At 66.1% G+C, this 23,061-nt stretch carries 20 protein-coding genes and 3 pseudogenes; 13 read left to right on the forward strand and 10 right to left on the reverse strand.

Annotated features, from left to right (window positions below; all coding sequences use genetic code 11):
• Window positions 1-510 carry an RNA polymerase sigma factor gene (locus AC1GI4_RS18895; protein WP_088368483.1) on the forward strand — a complete coding sequence of 170 codons (510 nt, stop codon included), beginning with the start codon at window positions 1-3 and terminating at the stop codon, window positions 508-510.
• Window positions 507-1,277, forward strand: coding sequence for an anti-sigma factor family protein (locus AC1GI4_RS18900; RefSeq protein WP_058733713.1), 771 nt, complete (start codon window positions 507-509; stop codon window positions 1,275-1,277). The genes AC1GI4_RS18895 and AC1GI4_RS18900 overlap by 4 nt, the downstream gene beginning before the upstream one ends.
• A 51-nt stretch (window positions 1,278-1,328) precedes the next feature.
• On the opposite strand, the gene AC1GI4_RS18905 is transcribed toward AC1GI4_RS18900, so the two are convergent.
• Window positions 1,329-1,841: an MgtC/SapB family protein gene (locus tag AC1GI4_RS18905; protein WP_058733712.1), complete on the reverse strand. Its 513-nt coding sequence runs from the start codon at window positions 1,839-1,841 to the stop codon at window positions 1,329-1,331.
• On the reverse strand, window positions 1,838-2,905 hold the full coding sequence (locus AC1GI4_RS18910) for a molybdopterin-dependent oxidoreductase (RefSeq protein ID WP_097064887.1): 1,068 nt from the start codon (window positions 2,903-2,905) through the stop codon (window positions 1,838-1,840). The genes AC1GI4_RS18905 and AC1GI4_RS18910 overlap by 4 nt, the downstream gene beginning before the upstream one ends.
• Window positions 2,906-3,051: 146 nt before the next feature.
• Here AC1GI4_RS18910 and AC1GI4_RS18915 point away from each other — a divergent pair, with 146 nt between their 5' ends.
• From AC1GI4_RS18915 to AC1GI4_RS18930, 4 genes and pseudogenes are all read left to right on the forward strand, one after another.
• On the forward strand, window positions 3,052-3,924 hold the full coding sequence (locus AC1GI4_RS18915; RefSeq protein ID WP_058733710.1) for a LysR family transcriptional regulator: 873 nt from the start codon (window positions 3,052-3,054) through the stop codon (window positions 3,922-3,924).
• Complete coding sequence (locus AC1GI4_RS18920) at window positions 3,921-5,072, forward strand: TDT family transporter (RefSeq protein WP_097064886.1); 1,152 nt, start codon at window positions 3,921-3,923, stop codon at window positions 5,070-5,072. Before AC1GI4_RS18915 ends, AC1GI4_RS18920 begins: the two co-directional genes overlap by 4 nt.
• A gap of 89 nt (window positions 5,073-5,161) precedes the next feature.
• A pseudogene (locus AC1GI4_RS18925) lies at window positions 5,162-6,399 on the forward strand (molybdopterin-dependent oxidoreductase).
• A gap of 14 nt (window positions 6,400-6,413) precedes the next feature.
• Window positions 6,414-6,896 carry a c-type cytochrome gene (locus AC1GI4_RS18930; RefSeq protein ID WP_170172095.1) on the forward strand — a complete coding sequence of 161 codons (483 nt, stop codon included), beginning with the start codon at window positions 6,414-6,416 and terminating at the stop codon, window positions 6,894-6,896.
• Between the two features lie 64 nt (window positions 6,897-6,960).
• Here AC1GI4_RS18930 and AC1GI4_RS18935 read toward each other — a convergent pair.
• Window positions 6,961-8,383 (reverse strand): annotated as a pseudogene (locus tag AC1GI4_RS18935) (ISNCY family transposase).
• A gap of 535 nt (window positions 8,384-8,918) precedes the next feature.
• On the opposite strand from AC1GI4_RS18935, the gene AC1GI4_RS18940 reads away from it, so the two are divergent.
• Window positions 8,919-9,380, forward strand: a complete 462-nt coding sequence (locus tag AC1GI4_RS18940) for a YkgB family protein (RefSeq protein ID WP_066760141.1) — start codon at window positions 8,919-8,921, stop codon at window positions 9,378-9,380.
• 9 nt (window positions 9,381-9,389) lie between these two features.
• On the opposite strand, the gene AC1GI4_RS18945 is transcribed toward AC1GI4_RS18940, so the two are convergent.
• Both AC1GI4_RS18945 and AC1GI4_RS18950 read right to left on the reverse strand, forming a co-directional pair.
• On the reverse strand, window positions 9,390-10,040 hold the full coding sequence (locus AC1GI4_RS18945) for a DUF1109 domain-containing protein (RefSeq protein ID WP_066760187.1): 651 nt from the start codon (window positions 10,038-10,040) through the stop codon (window positions 9,390-9,392).
• A 5-nt stretch (window positions 10,041-10,045) separates the two neighbouring features.
• Window positions 10,046-10,572: pseudogene (locus AC1GI4_RS18950) on the reverse strand (sigma-70 family RNA polymerase sigma factor).
• Between the two features lie 265 nt (window positions 10,573-10,837).
• Between AC1GI4_RS18950 and AC1GI4_RS18955 the strand changes: the two are divergent.
• From AC1GI4_RS18955 to AC1GI4_RS18980, 6 genes are all read left to right on the forward strand, one after another.
• Window positions 10,838-11,233 carry a thioredoxin family protein gene (locus AC1GI4_RS18955; protein ID WP_082731213.1) on the forward strand — a complete coding sequence of 132 codons (396 nt, stop codon included), beginning with the start codon at window positions 10,838-10,840 and terminating at the stop codon, window positions 11,231-11,233.
• A gap of 7 nt (window positions 11,234-11,240) precedes the next feature.
• On the forward strand, window positions 11,241-11,969 hold the full coding sequence (locus AC1GI4_RS18960; RefSeq protein WP_066760139.1) for a cytochrome c biogenesis CcdA family protein: 729 nt from the start codon (window positions 11,241-11,243) through the stop codon (window positions 11,967-11,969).
• A gap of 30 nt (window positions 11,970-11,999) precedes the next feature.
• Complete coding sequence (locus tag AC1GI4_RS18965; protein ID WP_479630593.1) at window positions 12,000-12,605, forward strand: DUF1223 domain-containing protein; 606 nt, start codon at window positions 12,000-12,002, stop codon at window positions 12,603-12,605.
• A complete protein-coding gene (locus AC1GI4_RS18970; protein WP_479630594.1) occupies window positions 12,590-12,730 on the forward strand; it encodes a hypothetical protein in 141 nt (46 codons plus the stop codon). Before AC1GI4_RS18965 ends, AC1GI4_RS18970 begins: the two co-directional genes overlap by 16 nt.
• Before the next feature lie 259 nt (window positions 12,731-12,989).
• The gene (locus tag AC1GI4_RS18975; RefSeq protein ID WP_066760136.1) at window positions 12,990-13,781 is read left to right on the forward strand and encodes a cytochrome b/b6 domain-containing protein; all 792 of its coding nucleotides are present in this window, start codon (window positions 12,990-12,992) and stop codon (window positions 13,779-13,781) included.
• Window positions 13,778-14,542 (forward strand): molybdopterin-dependent oxidoreductase, encoded by a 765-nt coding sequence (locus AC1GI4_RS18980; protein ID WP_066760134.1) that lies wholly within the window; start codon window positions 13,778-13,780, stop codon window positions 14,540-14,542. The genes AC1GI4_RS18975 and AC1GI4_RS18980 overlap by 4 nt, the downstream gene beginning before the upstream one ends.
• A 133-nt stretch (window positions 14,543-14,675) precedes the next feature.
• On the opposite strand, the gene AC1GI4_RS18985 is transcribed toward AC1GI4_RS18980, so the two are convergent.
• From AC1GI4_RS18985 to AC1GI4_RS19005, 5 genes are all read right to left on the reverse strand, one after another.
• The gene (locus AC1GI4_RS18985; protein WP_066760133.1) at window positions 14,676-16,106 is read right to left on the reverse strand and encodes an ISNCY family transposase; all 1,431 of its coding nucleotides are present in this window, start codon (window positions 16,104-16,106) and stop codon (window positions 14,676-14,678) included.
• 155 nt (window positions 16,107-16,261) lie between these two features.
• Window positions 16,262-16,729, reverse strand: a complete 468-nt coding sequence (locus AC1GI4_RS18990) for a hypothetical protein (protein WP_479630595.1) — start codon at window positions 16,727-16,729, stop codon at window positions 16,262-16,264.
• Between the two features lie 95 nt (window positions 16,730-16,824).
• The gene (locus AC1GI4_RS18995; RefSeq protein WP_479630596.1) at window positions 16,825-20,235 is read right to left on the reverse strand and encodes a S8 family serine peptidase; all 3,411 of its coding nucleotides are present in this window, start codon (window positions 20,233-20,235) and stop codon (window positions 16,825-16,827) included.
• 175 nt (window positions 20,236-20,410) lie between these two features.
• Window positions 20,411-21,952, reverse strand: a complete 1,542-nt coding sequence (locus AC1GI4_RS19000) for a family 43 glycosylhydrolase (RefSeq protein WP_479630597.1) — start codon at window positions 21,950-21,952, stop codon at window positions 20,411-20,413.
• 48 nt (window positions 21,953-22,000) lie between these two features.
• Window positions 22,001-22,975 carry a glycoside hydrolase family 43 protein gene (locus tag AC1GI4_RS19005; protein WP_479630598.1) on the reverse strand — a complete coding sequence of 325 codons (975 nt, stop codon included), beginning with the start codon at window positions 22,973-22,975 and terminating at the stop codon, window positions 22,001-22,003.
• Between the last annotated feature and the right edge of the window lie 86 nt (window positions 22,976-23,061).

Here is a 23,061-nt window from a genome sequence, read left to right on the forward strand (position 1 = left end):
ATGGACCCTCTTGCCGCCGCGATCGAACCCCTGATCCCCGGCCTGCGCCGCTATGCCCGGTCGTGGCTGCGCGATCGGGCGATGGCGGACGACGTGGTGCAGGATTGCCTCGAGCGCGCGGTCGGGCGATGGCGACAGCGGCGCGGGGTGGAGGTTCGCCCATGGGTCTACGCGATCCTGCACAATCTGTTGGTCGACCATCAGCGGCAGCGTAGCCGGCGAGGCACGGCGGTTCCGCTCCACCTCGTGGATGACGCCGCGCTCGGCCGTCCGGCCGATCAGGACACAGGCCTGCACCACCGCGACCTGCTGCGCGCGCTTGATGCGTTGCCTGAAGAGCAGCGAACGGTGCTGCTCCTCGTATCGGTCGAGGGTCTGCCCTATGCGGAGGTCGCTGCCGTCGTCGGCGTGCCGCTGGGCACGGTGATGTCGCGCATATCGCGGGGGCGCGACCGTCTGGCGACACTCCTCCGGGAGGGTGAACGGCCGCGATTGAGGAGCGTGCAATGACCAGCCCGATCGGCGAGGACGATCTGGCCGCATGGATCGATGGCAGGTTGTCGCCCGAGCGGCAGCGCCTGGTTGACGCCTACCTTAAAGGCCAGCCGGATCTGCATGCCCGTTTGCGGGAGCAGGCGGAGCAGGCGCGAGCCCTTGCATCCCTGTTCACCACGATCGCGGACGAACCCATTCCGGCGACGATGCGCGTGGCAGCGATCAGGGGACGGCAAAGGCAACCGCGTTGGCAACTCGCCATTGCCGCGTCACTTCTGCTGGCGTTGGGGTTTGGCGGGGGCTGGTCGAGCGCGCGGTGGAGCGGTGAACCCCGCGCGGGCATCGCGGCGCTGGCCAACGAGGCGAGTGACAATTTCCGTGTCTATGCCGCCGACCGGATACGACCGGCGGAAATCGGCCCCGACCAGCGCGCCATGCTGATCCGGTGGACCTCCGCCCGACTGGGTGAGCGCGTCACCATCCCGGACCTCAGCACAGCCGGCTATCGCTATGGCGGGGGGCGATTGGTCGCGACGCCTCACGGCCCTGCGGCACTGCTCCTCTACGACGGACCGCAAGCGTCGAAACTCGCGGTGCTGACGAGGCCTATGCAGATCGACAAGACCGCGAGCATGACCAGCACGTCCAGCGGGACCATGGGCCGGGTCACATGGGCGGTTGATGGGATCGGCTATAGTGTGGTGGGCGAGCGACCCGCGGCCGAGTTGCATCCGATCGCCGACGAGGTCCGGCGCCAGGCCGATGCGGCGCTGGTGTCCTGATTGCACCTTGCCGCTTCCCGACGCCGACAGGCACCGGGCGATCCAGCGGGATCACGGCTTGCGCTCGACGTCCTTCCTGTCGGCCTCGGCCGGCGTCCGGCGAGCCCGCTCGCGGATGCGGCGTTCCAGCGGCGCACCGACGAACAGGACGAGCATTGCAAGGCTCACCCCGCCGATGATGAGCGGCCACACTGCCAACCCCGCTGCCGCGCCGATCGTGGCCGTCACCCAGATGCACGCGGCGGTCGCCAATCCATGCACTTCCTGACCCTGGCCGACCCGCAGCACCGCGCCGGCACCGATGAAACCGACGCCTGTCAGAATGCCCTGCATCGCCCGCCCTGCGGCGTCGGCGTTTACATTTGGCAGGCCACTATGCACGACCGCCTGCACGGCGATGCAGCTCGCCAGACCGACCAGACCCAGCGTTCGCAAGCCCATGATCTGCCGGTTCTCGCGCGAGCGTTCCCAGCCGAGCACCATCCCGGCCGCGGTCGCCACCACCAGCCGCCCGATCGCATCGATCCAGAAGCCGATGTCCGATGCCGCTGACGCTTCGATCATTCGACCAGCACGTGGACGTGATGCCAGGCGGTGCACAGATATCCGGCGAAGTTCCACATCGTGTCCGGCCGTTCGGGCTGTCCCTGTCCAGCCCCGTCGAAGGCGCGCACGACAAGGTGCTGGCGACCTTTGGCAAGCGTGGCGTCGAGGGTCCAGCGCCGCCAACCCCAGTGCGTCTCCGGATCATCGGCGAACGTCGCCTGTTGCCACTCGCGACCACCGTTTACCGACACTTCGACCCGAGAGACGCGGCGATCATAGGCGATGGCATAGCCCTCGATCCGCACCTCCCCGGCCGGCAGGCTTTCGCCAGAGCCGGGCACGCAGATCGCGGCGTTGAGCGGCATGGCGTTGATCGTCAGACCCTGGCTCCAGTCGACGGTGTCGCTCGTCACATCGGCGGGAAACAGCTTGTAGTCGTGCGCCTGGATCGGTGCGTCGGAAGGCGTGTCTCGCACCTCGATCCGTGTCAGCCATTTGGCGCTGCGCACGCCTGCATAGCCCGGCACCACCATGCGGAGCGGGGCGCCATGTTCGGGCGTCAGCGGCTCGCCGTTCATCGCCCAGGCAATGAGGACGTCGGGTTGCCGCGCCTTGTCCATGGCGATCGAGACCCCGAACAAGGCTTCTTCGCCCTCCACGTCCACCTCGTCGGCGCCGGTGAACGCCACGAACAGGTTGGACGCATCAGGCGCGCCAACTGCATCGAGCACATCGGCCAGGCGTACGCCGGTCCACTCCGCATTGCCAATCGCGCCGACATCCCAAGGATCGCCCGACGTCTTGCCGACCTGCTGGAGGTCCGTGCGCCGGTTACCCGCGCATTGGAGCACGGCTGTCACCGAGTGCGTGGAAAACGTAGCTTTCAGTTCCTCTACCGAGAAAGAGCGGCTCGCCATGCCCGTCCCGCTCACCTCGATCCGATGATTGGCGGGCAGATCCGGCACTGGCCCGTGGCTGCGCACGTAGAACAGCGCCTGCGGCGTCAGGAACCGCTCGATCAACGCACTGGGCGTCGGCTCGGCGTTGTAGGGATCGGATTTGCGCTCGATCATATCGGTCATGGACGAACAAACGCCGCAAGCGCGCGGATCGCTTCAAGTCTTCAAGACCATCACAGACGAAAGGCTGCCGATCGTTCCGATATCCAGATTGGAATGAGCAGATCAAACGGTTGGTCGTATCGATCAGATTGCGCGATATAAGCTGCATGACCCTGGAGCAGCTCAGAATATTCGTCGGTGTCGCGGAGCGCGAACACGTCACCAAGGCAGCGGAGGTGCTGAACGTCACGCAGTCTGCTGCCTCCGGCGCGATTGCTGCCCTCGAAGCGCGCTACGGGGTTCCTCTGTTTCACCGCGTCGGGCGTGGCATCCAGCTGACCGAAGCAGGCCGCGGCTTTCTGGAGGAAGCGCGCGCGGTGCTGGGGCGGGCAGCGCATGCCGAGACGATGCTGGCGGACTATGCCGGGCTTGCCCGTGGTTCATTGCGGATCGTCGCCAGCCAGACGATCGCGAGCTACTGGTTGCCGGCAAAGCTCGCCGCCTTCCACGAACGCCACCCGCAGATCGCGGTTGAGCTCGCGATCGACAACACCGAAGGTGCGGCAGCGCAGGTCCTGAGCGGCGCGGCGGAACTCGGCTTTGTCGAGGGCGAGGTGGACGAACCGGCACTCGCCCACTGGACTGTCGGGCGTGATCCGATGGTGCTGGTCGGCCGCGAGGACGCCGAACGTGTCGACGAGGCCTGGCTGCGCACTGAACGCTGGATCGTCCGTGAGCTGGGATCCGGTACGCGCTCGACCTTCGAGGACGTGCTGCGAACGCGCGGGTTTGATCCGGCCCAGCTGACGATAGCGATGACGCTGCCGTCCAACGAGGCGGTGCGTACCGCGGTCGAGGCCGGTGCCGGCGTTGCCGTCTTGTCGCGATTGGTCGTAGCTCGTGCGCTCAAGGCCGGTGACCTTGTCGAGCTGCCGCTCGGGCTGCCCGACCGCGCCTTTCACGCGCTGCGCCACAAGGAACGCTATCGCACCCGCGCGGCCGACGCGCTGACGGACCTCATCAAGGAGCAGGTCGCATGACTGCCGACACGCACTCCGTTCTGAGCGGCCTCAAGCCGCTCAGCCGGCTCGATCACCCCCGCGAGATGATCCGCCAGTTCACGCCCAACTGGTTCGCCGCGACGATGGGCACGGGCATCCTCGCGCTCGCACTGCCGCAGGTACCCGGCATTGGACCCTCGCTGAAGCCATTCGGCGAGGTGTTGTGGTTCTTCAACATCGCACTCTTCGCGCTGTTCGCCGGCCTCTATGGCGCGCGCTGGGTGATGTTCGGGCATGAGGCGCGGCGCATCTTCGGGCACAACACCGTGTCAATGTTCATCGGGACCATCCCGATGGGGCTGGCGACAATCATCAACGGCTGCCTCGCCTTCGGCATCGCGCGGTTCGGGAATGGCATCGTACCGGTCGCGCAGGTCTTGTGGTGGATCGACGTCGCCATGTCGCTCGCCTGCGGCGTGCTGATCCCGTACCTGATGTTCACCCGCCACGAGCATAGCCTGGACGGCATGACCGCGGTATGGCTGCTGCCGGTCGTCGCTGCCGAAGTGGCGGGTGCCAGCGGCGGGCTGCTCGCGCCGCATCTGGCCGATCCCCACGCGCAGCTAGTCACGCTTGCGACCTCCTATGTGCTGTGGGCCTATTCAGTGCCGGTCGCGTTTGGCATCCTCGCCATCCTCATCCTGCGCATGGCACTCCACAAGTTGCCGCATGAAAGCATGGCGGCATCCTCCTGGCTGGCGCTGGGGCCGATCGGCACGGGTGCTCTGGGCATGCTGGTGCTCGGCGCGGATGCGCCGGCGATCCTCACCGCGCACGGGCTAGCCGGCGTCGGCACCGTCGCGCAGGGGATCGGCGTTGTCGCCGGGCTCTGCCTGTGGGGTTTCGGCCTGTGGTGGCTGGCGCTCGCGACGCTTATCACCATCCGCTACTGGCGCGCTGGTGTGCCGTTCAACCTGGGCTGGTGGGGCTATACCTTTCCGCTCGGCGTCTACACCGTCGCCACCTTCCGCCTCGGCACGACGCTGAACCTCGGCTTCTTCGGCATAGCTGGCACGGTGCTGACAGTCGCGCTTGCGGCGATGTGGCTGCTGGTCGGTGCCAAGACGCTGGCTGGCGCATGGCGGGGCAACCTGTTCGTCTCGCCCTGCATCGCCACCCCGAACTGATCCGCCGTGGTGATCGGATCAGTCGGTTCGATCACTTGCAGAACGCCCCTTCGATCCGCCAGCGTGGCTGGCCACAGGAGAGCCTTGTCATGGACAATTTCGACGCCGGGCTGGCGAGTGAGACCAGCCGTCGCCGCTTTCTTAGGCATGCCGCGCTCGGCAGCGCCGGCCTTGCCGCAGCACCTGCGCTGGCACAGCAGCTCGTCGACCTGAAGCTGCCTGGCGGCAATGCCGAACGGCCGATGACCAGCGCCTTTCCCGGCAAGGGCAGCATGATCCTCCAGCGTGTCCATCCGCCTTTGCTGGAAACGCCGATGGACGTGTTCGACAAGTCGGTGTTCACGCCCAACGACCAGTTCTTCGTCCGCTGGCACTGGGCCGATATCCCGACCTCGATCGATGTCGAGACTTTCCGCCTCAACGTCTTCGGCCACGTCAACCGGCCGCTGTCGATCAGCCTCGCTCAGCTGCTGCGCCTTCCACGGGTCGAAATGGCGGCGGTCAATCAGTGCTCGGGCAACAGTCGCGGGCTATTCCAGCCGCGCGTCGCCGGCGCGCAATGGGGCAATGGCGCGATGGGCAACGCCAAGTGGCTCGGCGTTCGCCTGCGCGACGTGCTCGACCTCGCCGGGGTCAAGGCAGGCGCGGTGCAGGTGCGCTTCGGCGCTCTCGATCAGCCGGTCGTGGCGGCGGCGCTCCTGACTTCGAGAAGGCACTCGACATCGACCATGCCCGCGACGGCGAGGTCATGATCGCCTTCGGCATGAACGGCGAGCAACTGCCGCTCCTCAACGGCTTTCCCTGCCGGCTGATCGTGCCGGGCTGGTACTCGACCTATTGGGTCAAGATGCTGAACGCGATCGAGGTACTGCCCGGCCCTGACGACCAGTATTGGATGGCCAAGGCCTACAAGATCCCCGCGACACCCGGCGCGAATGTCGCCCCCGGTGCCAAGGACTTCCCGACCGTACCGATCAATCGCATGATCCCGCGTAGCTGGATGACCAGCCTGCCCGATGGTCAGGCGATCGCCTATGAAGCGTCGATCCCGGTCGGCGGCATCGCAATGGGCGGCGATTGCGGCGTCGCCAAGGTCGATGTGTCGTCGGACGGTGGCCGCACCTGGTACAGGACGACGCTCGGAGCGGACGAGGGCAGGTACAGCTTCCGGCGCTGGGACGGGCGGGTGCCGCTGAGACGCGGGCCTAACCCCATCATGGTGCGCTGCTGGAACACCAACGGTGTCGCTCAGCCGATGAAGCCGATCTGGAATCCCGGCGGGTTCATGCGCGGCAACATTGAAACCACCACCATCATCGCGGCCTGAGGAGCGAGCAAATCATGAAGACTCCGTCTCCCGGCGTGATGGCTGCTGGCCTGATCGGCCTGACCGGCATCATCCTCGTCTCGATCGGCGCGCCGAGCAGCCGCAAGGCGCCCGTTCCGATCTCCGAGATGTCTGAGCCGGCACCGGCCGCCAGCGTGTCAGCGCGCGGCTTCTCGCTTGCCTCGACCAGCGTCGACCTGCCGGCCGACGACGCGACCTACCCCGACGGTCCGCACGCCGACGTCATCAATGCCAATTGCACCTCGTGCCACTCAGCCAGCATGGCGCTGACCCAGCCTGCGCTATCGGCGGATCAGTGGAAGGCGACCGTCACCAAGATGCGTGAGGTGTATAAGGCGCCAGTGGCCGAGAAGGACGTCGATGCGATCGTTGCTTATCTCACCGCTATGCCGAGCCAGAAGGTGGCACCCGCGATCGGCAAGGCGCAGGACCCGGACCCCAAAGTGGCTCCTGATGTCTCAGGTGGAACCGGCTAACCGATCTACTTCCATAATCCCGAAATACCATCGTTTTTGAGACGCTGGCAGGCGTAGCTCCGGGTCATCCTGTTTGCTGGCGGACATACTCGCCGAGGCCGCGCGCGACGAGTTCGTCGTTGGAGAGGCGAGGGCCTCGCTTCAGGCGCTGATTGCCGAGTTTGCGGCGGTCCAGCTTCGGCCCGGGTAGTACGGGCGAGGGGGCCTTGAACACCCCGCCGGGCTGAGCGGTACGCGCCGGTTCCTTGTTGTTGCGCCTCGCGTGGTGCGGCTGCACCTGCTGAATGGCGTGGGCGAGCGCCAAGGCAGCGTCGAGGTGCTTGTTGTCGACTACCGGCGCCTGGTTCACCCGGCGCATCTTGTCGAAGATCCGATAGGGCAGGCCTCACCCTCGTGCTGGATCTCAAGCCGTCCGTCCGGGTACTCGCACACGTCGACCTTCTTGCGCGCAAGCCCCTGTGCGACCGGGGTCGGCTCCAGGATGAACATCGCCTTGTTGTAGTGCAGGGTGAGGGCGCCGGTGACGGTGCGCTGCTCGCGCCAGACCATCTCGGCTTCGAGGTTCTCGTGGATGGCGAGCGGCCGATGCAGATCGCGCGGATCGAAGGGCGCCTTGGCGAACCGCTGATTGTGCTGCGCCATATAGGAGGGGAGGAAGGCGCTGGCTTGGTCGATGGTGTTGATGCGATGAAGCCGCATGGCCTTTACGAGCCGGTCCTGCAGCGTCGCGTTGGCCCGCTCTACACGCCCCTTCGCCTGCGGTGAGTTCGCGCAGATCAGGTCGATGTTCAGCCGGTCGAGCGCGCGTCCGAGATGGGTCATCCCGTCGCCATTCGCCGAGGCCGTGTTGGAACGCACTGTGCTTGTCCGTGTAGAAGGCGACCGGCTTGCCGTGCCGCTCGAGGTACGTCCGCGTCGCGCGCATGTAGGAGAAGGTGCTTTCGCTCTCGACCATCTCGAGGTGCATCAGCTCGCTCGTGGCGTCGTCGATGAACACCAGCAGCGTGCATTGCGGGCCGCGGTCCTCGAACCACCAGTGTCTCGAGCCGTCGACCTGGACCAGTTCGCCGCGACAGTCGCGCCGGTAGCGGGGCTGATACGGGCGAGGGCGCCTGGCGGCACGGTCCTTCCAAAGGCCGGCTTCCATCATGATCTGCCGCAGCGTCTCGCACGACAGGCCAAGGCCATGGCGCTCGGCAAGGTACTCGCGCGCGAGCGTCGGCCCGAAGTCGGCATAGTTTTCTCGCACCAGCGCGACCACCTGGGCGCGGAAGGCATCACTGTAGCGCCGGTTGCTTGGCCGCCCGCGCTTGCGCGACACGAGGCCCGCAGCGCCTTCCTGTCGAAGGCGGTAGAGCAGCCGGTAGATTTGCCGCCGTTGGGCCCAGCAGCTCCATCGCGTCCACCATCCGGATCTCGCCGCGGTCGAGCCGCATCAGCGTGTCGAACCGGGTAATCTCTGCAGCACTCATCGTCAGCACCGTCATACCATGCGCGTCCTCGTTGCCGAGGAAGGCTATGACACCGGCGACGCGCTGACAGCACCGGCAGTGCCGTTTCTATCTAGCGGAGTGGTGTCATTTGTATCTGGCGCCTACACTAAACAAAAATCTCTGTTCCCGCGATTTAGAGAAGACATAATCGTCACCAGATAGAAATGACACCGTCTGGTAGCAGCGGGGGCAGCGTGGAGCCATCCAAACAGCGCAGCGCTGCCCCCGCTGATGCCATTACCTCACGGCTCCTGACCCCGGACCCGCTGCGCCAGCAGCGGGCTTGGTTACCCTGGTTTTCACGCGGCTGACCTTTCCCGAAACTCCATGTCCGATGCCGCATTCCGGGAAAATACAATCGGGAACATATTTCGGGAAAATCAGCCCCGGAGCCGCGAGGCGTAGCCGGTTTGCGGCCCAGGATCTCGATCGACCTTCCCAATCGGGAATGTCGGGGGCGAGCCTTGGCTGGGGAGGCGTTGTAACCCATCTCCGTCCCGCTTCGTAAGCGCTCCCAAAGGGGAGATTTATGACGACTAGCTACGTTCCGAACGACGCCACCACCATCGCTGCGTTGCGATGGTCGATCGTCATCGTTTTCGCATTATTCGGCATCGCCAAGTTCGCGGCATATGAGGCCGAGGGCGTGGCAAAGATCGCAAGCCACTATCCGCTCTTTAGCTGGATGTATCCGATCTGGGGCGAGCGTGGCGCAAGCAACGTCATCGGTACTATCGAGTTGCTGACAGGAGCAATGATCGCGCTCGGCGCTCGCTATCCGTTCGCAAGCCTCGCCGGCGGTGCGATGGGCGTATTCACCTTTTGCGTCACGCTCAGCTTCTCATTGGGTGCGCCCGCGTTCTGGCAGGCGGGATACGGCGCTCCGTTTCTCGGGTCGACCGGCCAGTTCCTGATGAAGGACGCCGTGCTGCTGGCAGCCTGTTACGCACTCGCGGTCGACGGACAACGCCGAATGCCGCGCGGCGACTGACGCACGCGGTCACCAGCGCAGGAGCCTTGGACCCATCAGCGCTCCTACGCTGGCGGCGAGGGCAATTCCTAGTGTGTACCAGGTAAGCACGAAGATGGCCGATACCTCGGGGCAGTGAAGGCAGTAGATCGTCGCCGCCCATCCCCCGGCGCTCAGTCCCGCTGCAGCACCGGCGGCCCTGAAGTGTGTCGGCGCGAGACGCCGGAACGACCACAGCAATCCGGCGAAGATCGGGATCGACAGGGTCAGGACGTGCCACGGACAGCTCCGCCAGCTTTGGCCCAGCCACATCGCCAGCCAGTCGCCAGAGGGCGTCGAGGCGAGTTCGACCACCCCGACGCCTGCCAGGAGGAGCGCCGGCACCGCCAGCAGCCATAGGCCGCGCGGGACGCTCGCGTCCGGACGAGCCAGCTTCACCGCCGTGGACATCGCCACCATCGCGATCGACAGGGTGTAGGCGGCCTTGATCCAGAAGGACGATCCTTGCATCGCCGCATCCAGATCGGGGCGAACGCCGATCGTGGCGCCCATGTAGAGAGCCGCAAGGACGCATCCGGTCGCGATCCCGATGGCGATGCGCCGCGCGACGGCGTTAGGCGGCACACGCGCTACGTCGCGGCTGAGCTGTCGGATCAACTGTTCGGTGCTCTCAGTGCTCATTGCCGTCACCCTTTCAGCCGGGCGGCGAGCGCACGAAGGCCGCGATGCACGGAAATCTTGACGTCGGACTCCCCGATCCCGGCTCGGGTAGCGGCCTCCGCGATGCTTTGTCCGTCGATATGCGTGTCCCGAATGGCTCGCGACTGCTTGGGCGGCAGCGTGCCCAGCAGACGGGCGACATCGATCCGGGCATTCGCGGATGCTTCGAAACCCTCCGTCACCAGCATTGCCTCCACGTCCTCGATCGGGATGTGCCGGCGCTGTCGGCGCAGGTGATCGATCATGCGATAGCGTGCGATGGCATAGAGCCACGCCGTGAAGGGGCGGCCGCGATCCCAGGTCGCCCGGCGGCCATGCACGGCGATCAAGGTTTCCTGCACCAGGTCATCCACTTCGTTGCTGCCGGCGAGCCGCCGGCGATAAAAACGTTCCAGCAGCGGGACGAGCGCGCGCAGTAGCGCAGCGTGAGCGGCAGCGTCGCCATCCAGCCCCCGATCATCAATGCCTTGAGCTGATCTTCGCTTTGCCCCATCTACACCCCGCAACGCCGCGTCGATCAGTATCGAGCGGGATATTGCGAATGATCAAGGGGCATAGCGTCCAAGCATAGTCCGGAACGACCAGCGTTCGTCACCGGCACCTGTTCGTCGTCCATGCAGTCCTACCCTCCAACGCGCCGGTGCACGGACTACGCGGGAGCGCGGCGTTTGGTTACAACGGCATCTTTTCATTCATGTGCCGTGTAACCGGCTTCCTGGTTGTCCCGTAGTGACAGGAACCATCAAGGGAGGTCACCGATGCGTTCCATGTTTCTGTCCGTCGCCGTCATCGCCGCGCCCATCACGATCGCGGCGCCCGCCCATGCGGCACCGACCGTCAAACCGTTCAATCAGGCCGCGTTCGATGCAGCGCAGAAGGCGGGCAAGCCGATCCTTGTCTGGGTCCATGCCCCGTGGTGCCCGGTATGCCGTCAGCAGGCAAAGACGATCGAGCGTGTCATCGCCGAACCCGCCTATCGCGACATGCAGGTCTTCCGGATCGACTATGACACGCAGAAGCCGCTTTGGCAGAAGTTCGGCGCGACGATGCAGTCGACCCTGATCGGCTTTCGCGGCAAGCGCGAAACCGGCCGCATCGCTCACGAGACCAACGATGCCAAGGTATCCGCGGTGATCCGCGGCGCGCTGGCCTGATCCTCTAATGGCCTCGGCGTTGAACCCCGCGCTCGCCTATGTGGCGGGCGCGCTCACCATCCTGTCGCCGTGCGTGCTGCCGCTGGTACCGATCGTCCTGTCGTCGGCGGCGCAGCGTCACCGCTTCGCGCCCGTGGCACTTGCGGCGGGACTGGTGCTGGCGTTCACCGCGACCGGCTTCGTCGTCGCCGCGTTCGGGCAGGCGCTCGGGATCGATACGCTTGTCGTCCGGAACGCCGGCGCGATCATCCTGTGCCTGGTGGGCATCGTCCTGCTGATACCTCGCCTTCAGGACGGGCTTTCACGGATCGCCACGCCTGCCGCAGCCTGGGCGAGCCGACAGCAAAGCGCACTCGACGACCGCGCCGGGTTGTGGGGTCAAGCGCTGATCGGGGCATTGCTCGGCATCGTCTGGGCACCCTGTGTCGGCCCCACGCTCGGCGCGGCGGTGGCGCTGGCGGCGGAAGGGAAGGATCTGGGCGAAGTAGCGCTGGTGATGGCGGCCTTCGGACTAGGTATCTCCACCGTGCTGCTGGTCATCGCCTTTGCCGCTCGCGGCGCGCTCGCCCGCTGGCGGGGGCGGATGATGGCAGCGGGCGGTCGCGGCAAGATCGTGCTTGGAGGACTGCTGTTAATCGTCGGCATTTTCATCCTGACAGGGGTGGATCGCCAACTCGAAGCCTTCCTACTCGATCATCTGCCCGACCGGGTAACCGAATGGTCGACCGCCTTTTAACATTCGTACTCTCCCACCGAGGCACTCTGCATGACGCACAACATCCTCTCCCTGCTGTCCCTGTTAGCGCTGGCCGGCTGCGGGCAGGCGCCCGCCGGAGCTGCCGCACAGCCCCGCCCGGTCAAACCACTCGTCGTCGGGACGCCCGCCGCGCCTGTGGTGGTCGAACTGTTCCAAAGCCAAGGCTGCTCGTCCTGCCCGCCTGCCAACGCCAACGTGAACGCCATTGCGGATGCGCCGGGCGTGCTCGCCTTATCCTTCGCCGTGACCTACTGGGATCGGCTCGGCTGGAAGGACACTTTCGGCTCCCCCGCCTGGACCGCGCGGCAATGGGACTATGCGCGTGCCGCTGGTCGCCCACAGGTGGCGACACCGCAGGTGATCATCAACGGCGGGCCCACTATCGTTGGCAGCAATCGTGCCCAGCTCGAAGCGGCTATACAGCGCGCCGGCCCTGCGCGTGGCGGTCCTGCCATATCGGTGCGCAATGGAGCCCTGACTCTGGCTGCCGGCAAAGACGTTCCATCGACGATCTGGCTGGTCCGCTACGATCCGCGGACGGTCGAGGTGCCGATCCGCGCCGGAGAGAATGGGGGCGGACGCTCCCCCACCGCAATATCGTGCGGGAATTGGTAAAGCTGGGCAATTGGTCCGGCGCGGTGACGGAGTTGCCGCTGCCCAGCGCACCCCGCGGGCTGAGCTCCGCCGTTCTGGTGCAGCAGGGTACGGGCGGGCCGATCACCGCAGCGCGCAAGCTGTAAGCCGTTGGCGGTGCCGTCCGCGGCTGGGGATCGGCCGAGTTAGCGAGGCTGCACATCGGCCGACGATATTTCATCGGCCGTGTAACTCCGGCCGGTCAGCGATCGAAGTTGGGATTATGATGATGGGAATTTTCCACTCCATGCGCTCGACACGCCGGACCGGCGCTTGGGCAGACCACCCGGATGCAGGCCCCGGGTTACAAAACCCTCGCGACTATCGGCACGAAGCCGATGGTGTGCGGTACCGAGGAGGCTGCAGATGATCGAGCCGCTATCGACTTCAGCCACCGAGACCCGCGAGCGTGCAGAGCACGGCGGCGAACTGGTGTACCGGCATCGATTGCCGACAAGGCTTTGGCATTGGACCAATGCGGTGGCGATCATCGTCCTGCTAATGAGCGGGTTGATGATCTCGAACGCCCACCCGCACCTTTATTGGGGTGAGTATGGCGCGAATTTCGATCAGCCGTGGTGGTCTCCGCCGCGCTTTCCGGGCTGGGCAACAATCCCCTCAACATACAATCTGGCGCTTGCTCGCCACTGGCATCTGTTCTTCGCTTGGATTCTCGCGTTTGGCCTGCTTGCTCATCTGGTCATCAGTCTGGTCAACCGGCACATCCAGCGTGACCTGACGCTACGGCGCAGCGAACTTGCTCCTTCCCACCTCTGGCAAGACGTGAAGGATCATGCGCGCCTAAAATTCCCCACTGGTCAAGAAGCGCTCCGGTATAACGTCCTACAGAAGATCGCGTATATTTCGATCGTATTCGTCGTTATCCCGCTGCTGATCCTGACCGGGCTGAGCTTGTCTCCCGGATTCAACGCAGTCATGCACTGGCCGCTCGATCTTTTGGGCGGTCGCTCGTCGGCCCGCTCTCTGCATTTCATTTGCGCTGGTATCATAGCTGCGTTCATCGTCGTTCACCTGACTTTGGTGCTACTGGCGGGTCCGATCAACGAGGTCCGTTCGATGTTGACCGGCTGGTTCCGAGTGCCACCCGATCCCGACAAACATATCGCCAAGCTCAAGCGGACCTTGGACACGCAATGACAACGATTCTCACACGCCGCGCTCTTGTCGGCAGCCTTGCAGCCGGCGCCGGCACGATACTCTCAGGCTGCGACCGTCTAGGGCAAAATGAGCAATTTCGCGCGCTCCTCGCATCCGGCGAGCGGGGCAACTATGCCTTTCAGAGGCTATTGCAGGACCGGACGGCGCTAGCTGAGGAGTTCGCTCCTTCGCAGCGCTCGCCCGTTTTTCGAGCGAATGGCACCCGGATGCCGGGCGGAACCGATTATGCACGGCATCTTGCCGTCAACTTCAACGATTGGCGGCTGGTGGTCGACGGCGCTGTCGCTAACCCGCAAGCCTTTTCGCTCGACCAGATCAGGGCGATGCCGACCCGAACCCAGATCACACGTCATGACTGCGTGGAGGGCTGGAGCGCGATCGCGAAATGGCACGGTGTGCCCCTAAAGCTGTTGCTGGATCGCGCAGGTGTCAGTCCGCAAGCCCGTTTTATCGTGTTTCATTGTGCCGACCCACAGACCAACGGGACCATGTACTATGAATCGATCGACCGGATCGACGCCGTTCATCCGCAGACGATCCTGGCTTGGGGGATCAACGACCAGCTGCTTCCGGTCCAGAACGGCGCGCCGTTACGTCTCAGGGTAGAGCGGCAGCTCGGCTATAAACACGCGAAATATGTCCAGCGGATCGAGGCGGTCCCAAGCCTTGCCGGCATCTATGGCGGCAAGGGTGGGTATTGGGAGGATGCTGCAGGATATGAGTGGTACGCAGGACTCTGAGAGATCGCGATCACACGATAAATTTCTATGCTGGCGGTGGTTTGGACGTTGAACGTGTCCGACATTCCGCCAGCGAAAGCTGACATTCCCGTTTCACCATCCTTTGTGAGACGCTGGCAGGGGCGCCATGCAGTTATCCCGTCTGTTGGCGGACATACTCGCCCAAGCCGCGCGCGACGAGTTCGTCGTTGGAGAGGCGGGGGCCTCGCTTCAGGCGCTGATTGCCAAGTTTGCGGCGGTCCAGCTTCGGCCCGGGTGGTACGGGCGAGGGGGCCTTGAACACCCCGCCGGGCTGAGCGGTACGCGCCGGTTCGTTGTTGTTGCGCTTCGCGTGGTGCGGCTGCACCTGCTGGATGGCATGGGCGAGCGCCAGCGCCGCGTCGAGGTGCTTGTTGTCGACCACCGGTGCCTGGTTCACGCGGCGCATCTTGTCGAAGACGCGATAAGGCAGGACCTCGCCCTCGTGCTGGATCTCGAGGCGGCCGTCCGGGTATTCGCACACATCCACCTTCTTGCGCGCTAGCCCCTGAGCGACCGGGGTCGGCTCCAGGATGAACATGGCCTTGTTGTAGTGCAGGGTGAGGGCGCCGGTGACGGTGCGCTGCTCGCGCCAGACCATCTCGGCTTCAAGGTTCTCGTGGATGGCCAGCGGTCGGTGCAGATCGCGCGGGTCGAACGGCGCCTTGGCGAACCGCTGGTTGTGTTGCGCCATATAGGAGGGGAGGAAGGCGTTGGCTTCGTCGATGGTGTTGATGCGGTGGAGCCGCATCGCCTTGACGAGCCGGTCCTGCAGCGTCGCGTTGGCCCGCTCGACGCGCCCCTTCGCTTGCGGCGAGTTCGCGCAGATCAGATCGATGTTCAGCCGGTCCAGTGCCCGCCCGAGATGGGTCATCCCGTCGCCGTTCGCCGAGGCTGTGTTGTTGCGGAACGCGCTGTGCTTGTCCGTGTAGAAGGCGACCGGCTTGCCGTGCCGCTCGAGGTACGTCCGCGTCGCGCGCATGTAGGAAAAGGTGCTTTCGCTCTCGACCATCTCGAGGTGCATCAGCTCGCTCGTCGCGTCGTCGATGAACACCAGCAGCGTGCATTGCGGGCCGCGGTCCTCGAACCACCAGTGTTTCGAGCCGTCGACCTGGACCAGTTCGCCGCGACAGTCGCGCCGATAGCGGGGTTGGTAGGGGCGCGGGCGCCTGGCCGCGCGGTCTTTCCAAAGGCCCGCCTCCATCATGATCTGACGCAACGTCTCACACGAGAGGCCCAAGCCGTGCCGCTCCGCAAGGTATTCGCGCGCGAGCGTCGGCCCGAAGTCGGCATAGTTTTCCCGCACGAGAGCGACGACCTCGGCGCGAAAGGCGTCGCTGTAGCGGCGGTTGCTCGGGCGTCCGCGCTTGCGCGACACGAGTCCAGCAGCGCCTTCCTGTCGAAGGCGATCGAGCAGCCGGTAGATTTGCCGCCGCTGGAGGCCAAGAAGCTCCATCGCGTCCGGGATCCGGATCTCGCCGCGGTCGAGCCGCATCAGCGTGTCGAACCGGGTGATCTCAGCAGCACTCATCGTCAGCACCGTCATACCATGCGCGTCCTCGTTGCCGAGGAAGGCTATGACACCGGCGACCCACTGAAAGCACCGGCAGTGCCGTTTCTATCTAGCAGGACGGTGTCATTTGTATCTGGCGCCTACACAGATTTAAGCCGATAATATATGTTATGTTAACATGCGTTTCGCTACGAAGCTGAAATTGCGCCTTGCTCATCCCTAACGGGGTTGCAGAACTTCGCCTGAAGGTCCCAGTCGCTCCCCCGTTTTACCGATTGCCCCCAAGCGGGTGCCGCACTTCCGGTCCGCTCGATGTGCAGGCGACGGTGGGCCCGGGGCGACAGCCTCAACCAGCGGGCCTGTTCGCGCGGTGACAGGGCGTACAGATTCCAGCCGTGCATCGTCATGCACTGTTCGATCGTGTCGCTGGGCGTCGGCATCGGTCGGGGCAGATCGGCGCCGTCGCCGATGGGCGGGGTCAGGGTGCGGCTGGTTTCGGCCATGGGGGCGGTGATGATCTGGCGGCAGCGTTGGAGGTCGGCGTCCCGCTGAGCGATCGTCGCGCCGGGTCGGTTGTAGAAGCGGTCGAGCGGCACCGGTGTGATGGGGGCGGCCTGTGCCATGACTGAGGCTGCGATGACGAGCAGCGGGATCACGGCACTTCTCCTGTTCGCCAAGAGGTTCCGGCGGCCGACCGCTGGCGTCGTGGTACCGGGGCGGCGGATGCGATATCCGCCGCCCCGGCTCCGCCTCAGAACGCGATCTTCAGCCCGGCGCGGTACGCCTGGTTGCGCACGTCGGAGCGGGCGACCGTGGTGTCGGCCGCGACCGAAACGGTCACACGGCCCGCGCTGTAGGACAGCCCGGCCGACAGCTCGCCCCAGTCGCGGTCCTGCCTGGCGACCGCGAAGGGCACGCGCAGGGCGGTGCCGTTGGCAAAGCCGACGAACGCCGTGTCCGAGCGATCGTGGAAGTCGTGCACATAATAGGCCGAGGCAAACGGACGCAGGCCCTTGGCATTGCCGTCGAGTTGCAGTCCGGCACGGCCCTGCACGCTGAGGAAGGCATCGCGGCCATAGACCAGCGCGGGACCGGTGCCCGTCTCCGGGGTCAGGGTGAAGTCGATGCGGTTGGCGCGCATCGACAGGCGCGGACCGACGCGCAGCGCCTCGCTGCCCGCATTATAGGCCGCGCCCACCTCGGTCGACAAAGCCAGCGCATTGTCGCGGGCACGCAGATCATAGGCGGTGCCCAGGAAGTCGCCGGTGCGCCGCGTCGCCGACTGGAAAACGCCCGCGCTGGTCTGCACGTCCATCGAGGGGCCGAGCGATCCGCCGAGGCGGCCATAGAGCGTGCCCTGGATCAGCTCGCCGCGTGCCGACTGGCCCATCCGGATCTTGCCGTCGATCTTGGTATAGGACAGGCCGAAGCCGATCATCGCGGCGTCGCTGACCCGCGCCTCGATCCCGGTCGCGATATAGAAGCCGTCGAAGCGATCGCGCCCGCCGGGCGGGGTGCCGGGCATCGCCGCCCCTGCCCCGTCGATATAGCCGCCCGCCAGATAGATGGCGGCATTGTCCGGCAATACGCCCTGGCGCAAGGTCGTGGTCGGCGTGTCGCTGACGGTGGCGGCTTGGCCGGGCATGACGATCTCGTTCGCGGCGAACTCCATCGGCTTGCCGATCATCGCGATCGATCCGCCCTGGAAGCTGTCGGGCGACATGGCGCTCACCCGGTCGCGGTAGAAGCGCGCCATGTTGTCGGTTGCGGTGGTACCGATCGCGCGGCGCGTCGTCTCGGTACGCGGTGCAAGCGACTCCAGCGTGCCGCGGATCGTGTCGACCGACTGGAGATCGAGCGCATAGGTGCCGGCCAGCGCGGCATATGCCGCACGGTTGCCGTCGAGCAGGCGGCCATAGGCGGTCTGTACCGGCGTGGTGGCCAGCCCGACATAGGGCCGCGCCGCGATGCTGGCGGTCACGCTGGTGGCGGCATAGGACAGCTGGGGATAGAGGATCGCGGTCAGCGCGGTCGCATCGCCGAACGTGCCCGTTACTCCGCCGCTGGCGCTCAGCACGGTATAGCTGTCGCCGAAGCGCGGGATCTGGTTCAGCGGCCGCAGCGTGATCGTGCCACCGCCCAGGACTGCGCGGGTGGCGACCAGCAGGTCGGACGTGCCGCTGGCGCCGAAATCGACGACATACTGGCTGCCCGCCGCCAGCGTGGCGGTGCCCGCGACGCTCAGCGTGCCGATCGCACCGGCATTGCCGGGCGACACGATGCCCCCGCTCTGCGCGGTCAGCGAAGCCAGCGTGCCGGTCCCGCCGACCGTACCGCCCGATGCGGCGGTCAGCGCCGAGCGGGTCAGCGCACCGTTGACGGTCAACAGCCCCTGTTCGACGCGGGTCGCGCCGGAGAAGCTGTTGCTGCCGGTCAGGATCAGCTCACCCCCGCCGCGCTTGGTGATGCCGCCGATATCGTTGGAAAAGCCCGCCAGCACTTCGGCCGAATAGCGGTCGCGCGCGTCCTGGATGCCGTTGCTCCACACGTCAACGCCGCCCGTCGGCACATTGACCTCGCGCGTCTGGCGCAGCGCGGTCGGCCCGCGCAGCGCGACGTCCATCTGCACCATGCCCCAGCCCGAACGCAGGTCGACGCCCGGCGTGTCGAGATCCTTGGCGCTGGACACCAGAATGTCCGAGATCAGCGCGGTATTGTAGTTGGGGAAGCGGCTCATCAGCACCGCGGCAAAGCCCGACACGTTGGGCGCGGCCATCGACGTGCCGGTCAGCGGACCGTAACCGGGGCCGGTCAGCGTCAGGAACTGCTTCATGTCGGCCTGAAGCTGGGCATTGGCCTTGGTCAGCACCGTCCGGGAAAACTCGACGCCCAGAAGGGCCGCGTTGCCCGACACGATTCCGGCCAGGCGGCTGGTATAGCCATCGGGATCGCCGCCCACGAAACGGGCGCCGTAGGCCAGCGAGATGCCGACCGCCTGCTGCGCCAGCAGCGTGCTTTCGGCGTCCTCGTTGAACGCCGCGCCGGTCCGCTGCGCGGCGTCCTTGCGCGCCAGATAGCCGTTCAGCACGCCCAGCCAGGCATTGACCGCCGCGCTTTGCAGCGTGGCGAGCGTGGGGGCGCTGTAGATCGTCGGATAGGCCGCGCGGGTATATTTGGCGCGGATGCCGTTCACGTCGAGGGTGTAGGTGGTGACGCTGGAGATGATCGAGCTGCCCGGCGCGGCGACGCACCAGGTCGCGCTCTGCCCGCACAGGCTGGAGCTGGGGGCGGCGGTACCATCGGCCAGGTAATTGGCGACCGACAGCCAGTTGGAGCGCAGCCGCATGTCGTTCAGCGGCGTCACCGCGTCGATCCCGGCATGGACGCCGCTGCCATTGCCCGCCGAGAAGACGACGAGAACGTCGTTCTTCAGGACCGGATCGTAATAGCCGTTCAGCGTCTGGCGGAACTGGGCCTGGGCGGTTGCCAGCGAGACGTTGAAGGGAACCGAATTGGCCGATCCCCAGCTGTTGTTGATGATCCGCACCCGGCCGGTATTGGCCAGGTCGACGACGTTGGACTGCGCGCCGGTGATGGGCTTTCCGTCGATGGCGGCATCGCGGTACCACAGGAAGTCGCCCGCCGTGAAGTTGATCGTCGAAGCCAGGATATTGGCGCCGTAAGCGTTGCCGAACATCACCCCATCGGCCAGGCGGTTGCCCGCCGCGGTCCCGGCGACATGGGTGCCGTGGATCTCGAACGGGCGGCGCGGATTGACCCGGCCGTCATTGCCATAGTCCGACGGCGCGGCCGTGCGCAGTCCCGACAGCTTTCCGCTGGTGGCGAACAGCGGGTGGTCGAACGCGACACCGGCATCGTTGATGCCGATCGTCTGGCCGCGTCCCGTCAGGCCCAGCACATAGGCATATTCCATGCCGATCGAGGCCTTGGAATAATCCACCTTGAACTGCGCGTCGTTCCGCCACGACGCCAGTGCGGCATTATAGTCGGTCGTCCGCTGGCCGTTCGCCAGGAAATAGCCCCCGGCGGGTGGGGGCGGGGCGGAGGGGCCGGTCTGTGCCGCGACGGGCACGGCAGCCAAGGCCATGACCAGGGCCATGCCCGACAAGGTCATACGCAACGGTACACGAAACGACTTCACGTCCATCATCAATCCCCCGACCGGAATTCTATTGATCCGGTTTCGGACCCATAGTCATATTGGTCAGGTGCAAATGGCAATAGGCTATAAATAAAGGTAAATTCGAGCGCCGGATGATGACATAATTGTCACACTCGGACAATTCGACCGACCGAAACGGGCAGCGGCGACGGGATCAGCAGGGGCCGGGATCCGGTCCCCCGGGCCGGGCGGCGGGCGTCGTCGCCACCGGGGCCAGCGCCTCCCATTCCTCGACCGCCAGGCCGGCATGGCGGTCTCCCGCCCCGGATGCGTCCATCACCGCGCGCAGGCAGCGGGTGGTCAGGGCGGGGAAGCGGACCTCCTGGAATCCGTCGGTGCCGGTCGGATAGGTCGCGGCGATCCGGCGCCATCCCCCCTGCCCCCAATATTCCAGATGCCAGGCTGCCGGGGGCGCGATGCCCTCGGCCGATCCGGCGGGGTGGTCGGCAAAGAAGCGGATGCGCACCGCATTCAGCGTCACGGGGCGGGGCCAGCGATAGGCGATCCAGGCGCTGGCCGGGTTCGTCCGGGTCCAGTTGCCCCACATATCGGGCGGCAGCGGATTGGCGCGCACCATCCCGTCGTTCAGCGCGGCGAGCCAATATTGCACCGGCACCGGCGTGTTCGACGCCGTGACCCAGGCGCCGGGCGCGACGTTGCGGGTCGGGCGCGGCGGGGGCGCGGGAGCCCTGGTCGGCGTGACGGGGCGGATGGCAGGCGGCGAGACGCTGTCGTCCCAGTCCATCGGATCGATCGCGACCGAGCGGCGGAAATGCCCCCCGCCCTTGGCATCCGCCGTGTGATAGGTCAGATACCAGCGCCCGCGAAACGCGACCGCGCCCGCATGGGATGTGGTCGAGGAAACCGGGCGCAGGATGACGCCGCGATAGGTCCATGGTCCCATCGGCGTCGGTGCCGAGGCATAGGCCTGGCACGCATGGTAGAGCGTCGGGGTACACGCGCTGCCGGGCCCGGCATTGTTGGCGGCATAGATGAGATAATAGGTGCCGCGCCGCTTCAGGAGCCAGGGCGCCTCGAAAAAGCCGGTCGCGCCGGTCACGACCTGCTCGGGGCCTTTGGGGGTGATCATGTCGGGGGCCAGCTCCATCGCGCGCAATCGGCCGAACGTGCCCCAATAGATATAGACCCGGCCGTCCCCTCCCCCGGCATCGTCGACGAGCACGGTCGGGTCGATATTCTGGATGTCGTTGGCGACCGGCGTGACCTGCGAGATGATCGGGCCGGCGGGATGCGCGTCGCGCCACGGCCCGGTGGGGGCATCGGCCACCGCGACGCCGATCGCGAACCGATCCTTCGCCCCGCCCCCCCGCTGGAGCACCGGCGCATAGAGATAGAAGCGGCCGTCGCGCCCCTTCACCATCTGCCCGGCATAGGCGCGGCCCGGCTCGGCCCAGGCGAAGACCGCCTCGGGCCGGGCGATGGCGGGGTGGTGGCGCCACACGCCGCTGGCCGGGTCGCGGGTCGACAGCAGCTGCCACTCGTTCATGATGAAGTCGTTGACCCCGTCCGGCGCCTCGTCGCGCCCCGCCAGGATCCATAGCGTATCGCCATCGACCAGCGGCGCGGGGTCGGTGGAATAGGTCCGTCCGTCCGCCAGGATCGGATTGCCGCGCGGCTGAACGGTCTGGGACGTGGTCTGGGGGGCAGGCAAGGCGGCGAGGAGCAGCGGGATCATGCCCGCCATCCTGTCCAAAGCCGCCCGGCTTGTCGATATCGTATACCGTCAGCCTTGTGTGGGTAGCGGTCCCGCCGCCAGCCCCTCGGCCACCGCGCGGGGAATGCGGATCAGCGAGCCGTGCCGCGCGCCGGCCGGCATCGACAATTGCTGGCTGACGTCCTGCCACGTCACGAAATCGCGCGTCGTCGCCGCACCCCAGCGGCCCGCGGTATACACGTCCCAATAGCAGATGGTCGTATCCCCCAGCTGGGTGGTCATCGGTCCCTCGACCCAGGCGGGGGTGAAGGGCCGCGACAGCGGGCCGAACGGGCCGGTGGGCGAAGCGGCGCTCGCCACCTGGAGATATTTGCGGGGCGGCGTCTCGGTCTCGTCCTTGACGATCAGGTGCAGCGCGCCGCCTGCCCCGCGCGCAAATGTGCCGTCGATGACGCTGAACCCCGGATCATACAGGACCTTGGGTTCGCTGAACGTCTGGAAATCGCGGGTGGTCACGTACCAGAGCCGGTGGCCGGGGGCGGGTTTCGCATCCCCCGCCGTCTTCGGCGTCCAGCCGTCGACCGTGCTCGACCAGAAGATCACATAGTGCCGCTGGCGGGCGTCCCAGATCGCCTCGGGCGCCCAGCAGTTGCGCGTCCCCTTCACCCCCGCCATCACCGGCAGCGCGCGCTGCGGCGACCAGTGGCGCAGATCGTGGCTGGTGGCGTGGCCGATCGTCACGCCCTTCCATGCCGTCGTCCACACCATATGCCATGGCGCATCGCGGCCCTGCCCGCGAAAGACGAAGGGATCGCGCATCAGCTTGGACTCGCCGACCATCGGCCGCAAATAGCTTTGCCCGCCCGCCAGTTCGCGAAAGGCAAGGCCATCCTCGCTGACCGCCAGCTTCAGCCCCGTCGCCTCGTCCTTGCCGGTGCCGAAATAGGCGAACAGCAGCACCTCGTCGGCCCTGGCGGCCAGCGCATGGGGCGCCAGAGGGGCCGCGGCCAGCGCGCCGATCATCGTCCGCCGGTTCAACAGCATCGCCCACGCCCTTCCTTGTTTCCCGTGGCCCGCAGGATTGCCGCACCCGAGCGCCAACTGCAACGGCTGGCGGGTGGAGCATGATA

This window comes from Sphingomonas sp. 77B, from assembly GCF_056497825.1.